Source organism: Pseudarthrobacter sp. CCNWLW217 (genome assembly GCF_037203985.1).
In the GTDB taxonomy this organism is placed as follows: Bacteria; Actinomycetota; Actinomycetes; order Actinomycetales; family Micrococcaceae; genus Arthrobacter.
In genome coordinates this window covers 127245-135197 of record NZ_JBBCBT010000013.1, presented here as the reverse complement: position 1 = coordinate 135197, position 7953 = coordinate 127245, and the positions used below count along the sequence as shown (strand labels likewise).

The 7953-nt window shown below is 63.1% G+C and carries 4 protein-coding genes; 1 reads left to right on the top strand and 3 read right to left on the bottom strand.

Features of this window, described 5'->3' with window-relative positions; translation table 11 throughout:
* On the top strand, positions 1 to 218 hold a 218-nt coding region (locus V9L18_RS15775; protein ID WP_337348107.1), incomplete at its 5' end, for a hypothetical protein.
* A 156-nt stretch (positions 219 to 374) separates the two neighbouring features.
* Here V9L18_RS15775 and V9L18_RS15770 read toward each other — a convergent pair.
* Genes V9L18_RS15770 through V9L18_RS15760 form a run of 3 tightly spaced genes read right to left on the bottom strand, consistent with a single transcriptional unit; the run spans position 375 to position 7925 of the window.
* Entirely contained in the window at positions 375 to 4049 is a 3675-nt protein-coding gene (locus V9L18_RS15770) for a 1,4-alpha-glucan branching enzyme (RefSeq protein WP_337348106.1), read from the bottom strand.
* Position 4050: 1 nt separating this feature from the next.
* Positions 4051 to 5847, bottom strand: a complete 1797-nt coding sequence (gene treS, locus V9L18_RS15765) for a maltose alpha-D-glucosyltransferase (RefSeq protein WP_337348105.1) — start codon at positions 5845 to 5847, stop codon at positions 4051 to 4053.
* Positions 5844 to 7925: an alpha-1,4-glucan--maltose-1-phosphate maltosyltransferase gene (locus V9L18_RS15760; RefSeq protein WP_337348104.1), complete on the bottom strand. Its 2082-nt coding sequence runs from the start codon at positions 7923 to 7925 to the stop codon at positions 5844 to 5846. Before V9L18_RS15760 ends, treS begins: the two co-directional genes overlap by 4 nt.
* Positions 7926 to 7953 lie beyond the last annotated feature (28 nt).

Below are 7953 nucleotides of genomic sequence, written 5' to 3'. Positions count from 1 at the left end.
TGGCCAAAACAACCAATCAAAAAACAATTGGTATCAACAAACTTGGCACACTATTGAGTTCTCAAACAACAGACACACCCGGCACCACCACAACCAAACAACAGCCATGGATCGCTCCGGAGCAACTTTTCAAACTTACCGGCTGTCTTCCATCTTGTCAAACCGGCATCCGCGACCTTCATCAGCCTGAGGCTTTCGTGTCGGTTTTTTCGGTCTGACTCCGTGGAGCAGCGCGGAAATAAACTCTACCACCACTTTGCCGGGATGGCCAACCATCCCCAAGGAAGGGCCCACCGGCAGAACCTTCGGGGTGCGAAAAAGCCCGGAATCTCAAGGATTCCGGGCTTTTTCAGCGGCCAAAAGTGTCCGCTAGCTCACACGTCAGCAGCGGCACCGGGCTTGAAATAGGCGGCCCCCAGCGGCGGAAGAGTGACAGTCAACGTTGCCGGCTGACCGTCCAGCGGCTCAGCGCTGGCCTTCAGCTCTCCGGCGTTGAGCACCCCCGATCCCCCATAGGCCGGAGAGTCCGTGTTCAGGACTTCCCGCCAAGCACCCTTCGACGGGACACCCAGGGTGAAGCCCACGTGGGGACCACCGGAGAAGTTGATGGCGACGACCAGCGGATTGCCTTTCTTGTCCCACCGGACGAAGGTCAGGACGTTGCGGTCCGCGTCCCCGCCATTGATCCACTGGAAACCGCCGGGTTCGTTGTCCCTCTCGTAGAGCGGAGGCGTTGAACTGTACAGCTCGTTCAGGTCCTTGGTCAGGAGCTGCACGCCACGGTGGGCCGGAATGTCGGCAAGCCACCAGTCCAGGCCGTGCTGTTCAGACCATTCGGCCTCCTGGCCGAATTCTGTGCCCATGAAGATGAGCTGCTTGCCCGGATGGGCCCACTGGTAAGCGAGGAAGGTCCGCAGGTTGGCCAGTTGCTGCCACCGGTCGCCCGGCATCTTCCGGAGCATCGAGCCCTTGCCGTGCACTACTTCATCGTGGCTGATGGGCAGCAGGAAGTTCTCCGTGAACGCGTAGACCAGCGAGAAGGTCACCGTCCCGTGGTGCCACTTGCGGTTGACCGGGTCTTCGGAGGCGTACTTGAGGGAATCGTGCATCCACCCCATGTTCCATTTGAGGCCGAATCCGAGGCCGCTGTGGCTGGTAGGCGCGGTCACGCCGGGGAATGCCGTTGACTCCTCGGCAATCATCACTGCGCCCGGGTGGGTCTTGTACACGGTGGCGTTGACTTCCTGAAGGAACGAGATCGCTTCAAGGTTTTCGCGACCGCCGAAGCGGTTGGGCTGCCACTGGCCGTCTTCGCGGGAGTAGTCCAGGTACAGCATGGAAGCCACGGCGTCCACACGAAGGCCATCGATGTGGAATTCGTCCAGCCAGTACAGCGCGTTGGCCACGAGGAAGTTCCGGACCTCGGTGCGGCCGAAGTCGAAGATCAGTGTTCCCCAGTCGGGGTGTTCGCCCAGGTTGGGGTCGGCGTGCTCGTACAGGGGTTCGCCGTCGAACTGCGCCAGCGCCCAGGCATCCTTGGGGAAGTGGGCAGGTACCCAGTCCAGGAGCACACCGATGCCGGCCTGGTGCAGCGTATCCACCAGGAAACGGAACTCGTCCGGGTGTCCGAACCGCGAAGTGGGGGCAAAGTAGGACGTGACCTGGTAGCCCCAGGACCCTCCGAACGGGTGTTCTGCCACCGGCATGAACTCAACGTGGGTGAACCCGAGCCACTTGACGTACTCCACCAGTTCCTTGGCCAGCTCACGGTAACCGAGGCCAAGCCGCCAGGAGCCAAGGTGGACTTCGTAGACGCTCATGGGCGAATTGTGCGGGTCCCGCTGCGCGCGGGCCTCCATCCATTCGGCGTCCTTGAACGCATAGGAAGGTTCCACTACGCGGGAGGCCGTCAGCGGCGGCACCTCCGTGCCAAAGGCCAGCGGATCAGCCTTTTCCACCCAGTGTCCGGCCTTGGTCTTAATTTCGAATTTGTAGCACGCCCCTGCTAAAACGCCGGGAAGAAACACTTCCCAGACTCCCGAGGAGCCGAGGGACCGCAGGGAGTTTTCGCGGCCGTCCCAGGCGTTGAAGTCGCCCTTGACGCGCACAGCCTGGGCGTTCGGGGCCCATACGGCGAAAGATACGCCGTCAACGTCACCCAGTGGGGATTTGTAGTGCTGGACATGGGCGCCCAGCACCTCCCACAGTTTCTCGTGCCGGCCCTCGCCGATAAGGTGCAGGTCCACTTCCCCCACAGTTGGCAGGTAACGGTACGGTTCGTCCATCGTCAGCGGAGCCGCGCCCGGGTATGTCACTTCGAGCCGGTAGTCCGGCACATGGCCCGGCTGCTCCGGTTCGAGAACGGCAACCCAGACGCCGTGGGCCTCATGGGCCATGGGCACGGCGCCGGATGCCGTCACCACGGACACGGCTTCAGCCAAGTGCTTGATCGTCCGGACTGTCACATGCCCGTGGTCATCCAGATGGGCACCCAGGATGGAGTGCGGCGCATGGTGCTCCCCGTTGGCTACCCTGCCCAGGGTGTCCGGGTCCACATGGAGGGGCACCCGGGGCCGATCGGTACGTGCTGAGCCTGTCATTTTGTTACCTTCCGATGCCGCCCCGGCCTGATCGCCGGAGCCTTTACCGCTGAGCAGCCGCCTGGAGGCGTTAGCTGGAATCGCCAGCCAGTCCGGCCTGTTCCGCAATTCATAAACAACTTCATACAGCGCTTTGTCCAGCCACAATGCCACAAACAGGGGCGAATGGCGGTCGATGGTGCCGGGTGTGACAGATGTGTAGCCGGTGAGGAATGCTTCCGCGCAGTCCTCGACCCACGATTCCGGTACGAGCGCGCCTTCCTGTTCGCGTTCGGCGGCCCCCGCAGCGTAGTCGAACGAGCGGAGCATCCCTACGACATCGCGCAGCGGGACGTCCGGGAAATTACGTTCGGCGATAGGCCGGAGGGGTTCGCCCTCAAAGTCCAAAATCGCCCATCGCGCAGCTTCTCCGCCGCGTCCGGGCACCTGGAGGATCTGGCCAAGGTGGAGATCGCCGTGGATCCGTTGCAGCGGACCTGCGGGAACGCCGTCGAGCGCGCTCAGCAGGGCGTCGAGTTCCCGGTCATAAGGCCCGACGGCGGCGCCAGCCTCCGTCCACGTCTTCCGGACGCGTTCGGCTACTCCTGGTGCGATGACCGCGCCCGGGACCGCTTCATCAGACACGCCCAAGGCCTCCGCGAGGCGGCGGTGGACAGTTGCCGTCGCGGCTCCCAGGGCATGGGCCTCCGCGGTGAAGTCTGTTCCGGTGCGGGCAGCGTCCACAGCGAGCCGCCAGGCGTCCCGTCCGCCGGCGAGGAACTCGTGCGCGACGGCAAGTTCACCGTGGGCCACGGAATAGGAGTTTGCCCCGGGGACATTCCATTCGCCGCGGACCCAGCCCAAGGTGGCGGGAACCTCCGAGGTGCCGGCCGCAGTCAGTGCGGCCCCCACTTCGACTTCGGGGTTTGCTCCGTTGGACAGCACGCGGAAGAATTTCACGATCGCCGCCGACTCGCCGTCGTCCACGATCACTGAACTGTTGGACTGCTCCCCGGACAGCACTTTCACTACGCCGTGTGCCGTGGGCAGACGGTAGTCGGACGGCGACCGGTAGCCGGCCGCATTCCCTGCAATTGCTGCACTGGCGGTACGGATCAGTTCCAGCCAGGCGGCCACAAAGTCAGGATCGTGAACGGCATCGTATACCCAGGGCCATTCATCGTCCGCGGCGTCATGGCCAACCAGCGCGCGCTCCAGTTCGCCGGCCTGCCCTGCACGCCGGCTCAGCGGAACCTGGAGCACATCGGTCCGCCGACCGCCGTCGGCCGTTGCCGACGTGACAGCCAGGAGGAAAACCTCCAGCCGGGCCATCGCCGAGCGGTCTGCCAAGCCAAGGCCGCCCACCTGTTCCAAGGAGAAGTCGGCTGTCTTGACCGGGAACCAGCGTTGGCGCGGGAGCCATTCCTGCAGCAGCGCAGCCAGGGCCGGGGTGAGGATCGGCTCGCTCATATCAGTTCTCGATGGACAGGATTGGGAGCGCTTGCGTGTAAGGCGAAGCCGGGTTAGAAGCTGCCGAACGGATCCGCAGCCAGAAGAAATCGTGGCTGCCGAGCGTCAACGTCAGCGTGCCATCCCCATCGACTCCGGGGAAGGGCTGACCGCCGAAGACATCGCGGAGGCCGCGGCCCGCAAACTGGGGAATACGGAGTTTCGTAGCCACCGGATGCTGGGAGAGGTTGAAGGCGCAGAGAATCGTCTCGCCGTCCTCCCCCGCGGTGTTGTCGTCCGAGAGTTCCCGAAGATAGGCCACCACGGCATCGTGATCGGCCTCAACGTGCTTGAACGCCCCCAGTCCGAAGGCCGGGTGGTTCTTGCGGACGCTGAGGATTTGCCGCGTCCAGCGGAGCAAGGATCCCGAATGGGCTGCCTCCGCCTCGACGTTGGCCATGCTGTAGTTATACACAAGCGACTGGATCACCGGTAGATAAAGTTTCCCGGGGTCGGCGTTGGAGAATCCCGCGTTACGGTCCGGGTTCCACTGCATCGGCGTGCGGACTGCGTCGCGGTCCTCGAGCCAGATGTTGTCCCCCATGCCGATCTCGTCCCCGTAGTACAGGAACGGGCTTCCGGGCAAGGACAGCAGGAGCGCGTTGATCAGTTCAATCTCCGCCCGGGAGTTGTCCAGCAACGGTGCCAGCCGCCGCCGGATGCCAATGTTTGCCCGCATGCGCGGGTCCGGTGCGTACCACCCGAGCATTGCGGCGCGCTCGTCCGCGGTGACCATTTCGAGGGTCAGTTCATCGTGGTTGCGCAGGAACGTCCCCCACTGTGCCCCGTCCGGGATCTCGGGGGTGTCGTGCATGGTCGCGATGATGGGTGCGGCCTTCTGGTCCCGGAGCGCGTAGTAGAGGCGGGGCATGATGGGGAAGTGGAACGCCATGTGGCATTCGGGCTCTTCCTCCGTACCGAAATACTCCACCACTTCGTTCGGCGGCTGGTTGGCCTCGGCGATGATGACACGGCCCGGGTAGCTCTCGTCGACCATTCTCCGCAGCTTCCGCAGGAAGTCGTGCGTGGCTGGCAAGTTCTCGCAGTTGGTGCCCTCCTCTTCGAAGAGGTAGGGAATGGCGTCGGCGCGGAAGCCGTCAATGCCCTGGTCCAGCCAGAACCGGACCACGTCGAACAGCGCTTCGATAACCTTGGGATTTTCGAAGTTCAGGTCGGGCTGGTGGCTGAAGAAGCGATGCCAGAAAAACTGCCGCCGGATGGGGTCGAAGGTCCAGTTGGATTCTTCCGTGTCCACAAAGATGATGCGCGCATCCTGGTACTTTTCGTCGGTATCGCTCCAGACGTAGAAGTCGCCGAACGGGCCGTCGGGATCCTTGCGTGATTCCTGGAACCAGGGGTGCTGGTCCGATGTGTGGTTCAGCGGGAGGTCGATAATGACCCGTACGCCACGGGCATGTGCCTCGGCCACCAGGCGTTTGAAGTCGCTGATGGTGCCAAATTCATCCAGCACGGAGTTGTAGTCCGAGATGTCGTAGCCACCATCGCGCAACGGGGACTGGAAGAACGGCGGCAGCCACAGGCAGTCCACTCCGAGCCACTGCAGGTAGTCAAGCCTGTCGATCAGGCCGCTGAAGTCACCGGACCCATCGCCGTTCGCATCCGCAAAGGCCCTGACCAGCACTTCATAGAACACGGCCTTCCGGTACCAATGCGGGTCGTGTTGAAGTCCTGGCGCGTTCAGTTCGAACGTGCTCTTAGGAGTGAAATGCTGGCCGGATCCTTGCGGGTTGAAACTCACTGATGCATTCTCCTCACGCTCAAGATGTGTGCGGGCTCGACGTGCGAGTCCAGGCGGACGTAGTTGTATTCGCCCCATTCCCAGGTTTCACCGGTAATGAGATCCTCCACCCGGAAGCCGCCGTTGGACGACAGGTCCTCCGGATCGAGCTCCAGCGCTGCCAAGTCAAGGGAGACGGTGCTTTCCCTGGTTCCGTGCGGATCTACGTTGACTACCACGATGATGGTGTCCTTGGTGCCGTCCGGGAGGGTCTTGTGCTTGGAGTACACCACCGTGGCGTCATCAGTGCTGTGATGCACCGTCAGGTTCTGCAGGTCCTGCAGCGCCGGATGGGCGTGCCGGATCGCGTTAAGCCGGGTGATGTAGGGCGCCAGCGTGCGCCCTGATTCCGCAGCGGCGTCCCAGTCGCGTGCCTTGTACTCGAACTTTTCGTTGTCGATGTACTCCTCAGCGCCGGGCCGGGCAACGTGTTCATACAGTTCGTAACCGGCGTAGACACCCCATAGCGGGCTGGCAGTGGAAGCCAGGGCTGCGCGGATCTTGAAGGCCGCCGGGCCGCCGAACTGGAGGTACTCCGTCAGGATGTCCGGGGTGTTGACGAAGAAGTTGGGCCGGAAGAAGGCGGCCGACTCATGGCTGACTTCGGTGAAGTAGCTTTCGAGTTCCTTCTTGGTGTTCCGCCAGGTGAAGTAGGTGTAGGACTGCTGGAATCCTGCCCGGCCCAGCGCGTGCATCATCGCCGGCCTGGTGAAGGCCTCGGCGAGGAACACCACACCGGGGACCTTTTTGTTGACTTGGGCAATGAGCCATTCCCAGAACCAGACGGGCTTGGTATGCGGATTATCCACGCGGAAAATCTTGACGCCGTGGCTGACCCACAGCAGCACAATCCGGAGGATTTCCTTTGACAGGCCCTCCGGGTCATTGTCGAAATTCAGGGGATAAATATCCTGGTATTTTTTGGGCGGGTTTTCTGCATAGGCGATGCTGCCGTCAACACGCGTGGTAAACCATTCCGGATTGCTTTCCACCCAGGGGTGGTCAGGGGCGGCCTGGAGAGCCAGGTCCAGCGCGACTTCCAGCCCGAGTTCGTTGGCCCGGGCGACGAAGGCATCAAAGTCCTCGAAGGTACCCAGGTCCGGGTGGATGGCATCGTGGCCACCTTCCTTGGCGCCGATGGCCCAGGGCGAGCCGGGGTCGTGGGGCCCGGCGATCAGGGTGTTGTTGGGCCCCTTCCGGTGCTGCACACCGATCGGGTGGATGGGCGGCATGTAGAGCACGTCAAAGCCCATGGCGGCCACGGCGTCCAGCCGCTTGGCTGCGGTCCGGAAATTGCCCGAGGTCCAGGCACCCGTGGAGTGATCCCGGACGGCTCCCTCCGAACGTGGGAAGAATTCGTACCAGGCGCCGCGGCCGGCGAGGTCGCGTTCGACGAAGAGGGGGTACTGCTCGGACACGGTAACCAGTTCACGGATCGGTTGGCGGTCAACGACGGCGGCAACTTCCGGGCTGAAGCCCGCGGCCAGCCGCTCCTCGTCGGTGAGGGATGCGTTGGCCAGCATGGAAGCGGCCATCCGCAGGGTCCGGCGGTCGGACGCGTTGCGGAAGGATTCCTCGGCGGCTTCGGATAGCAGCGCCGCTCCCTCTGCCAGCATCAGCTCGACGTCGATCCCGGCTGCAACCTTCACTTCGGCGTTGTGATGCCATGTTCCATAGCGGTCGTGCCAGGCCTCGATGAGGAAAGTCCAGTTTCCCGTGCCCGACGGCGTGAGGATACCTTCCCAGCGGTCCGTCCCCATCCCCCGTTCCCCACGCGGGGCTGCGAGCCTGACCCGCTGGCGTTCCTTGCCCTTGGGGTCCAGGAGGACGGCGCTGACTCCGAGCATGTCATGGCCTTCACGGAATGCAGTGGCTCCCACCACGATTCCTTCGCCCGGCAACGCCTTGGCGGGAAACTTTCCTCCCTCCACCACGGGCTGCACGTCGGTGATGGGAAAACGGCCAAACCGCAGACCGTCAGTGATGCGGCCCTTCGGCTTTTGCTTTGCTGCTGCACTGGTACCTGATTTAGTCGTCACAGGCTCGACGTTAGCGAGAAATCACCGA

Coding starts and splice junctions, on each gene's coding strand:
- V9L18_RS15770 (WP_337348106.1), bottom strand. CDS start 4,049: ATGAGCGAGCCGATCCTCACCCCGGCCCTGGCTGCGCTGCTGCAGGAA.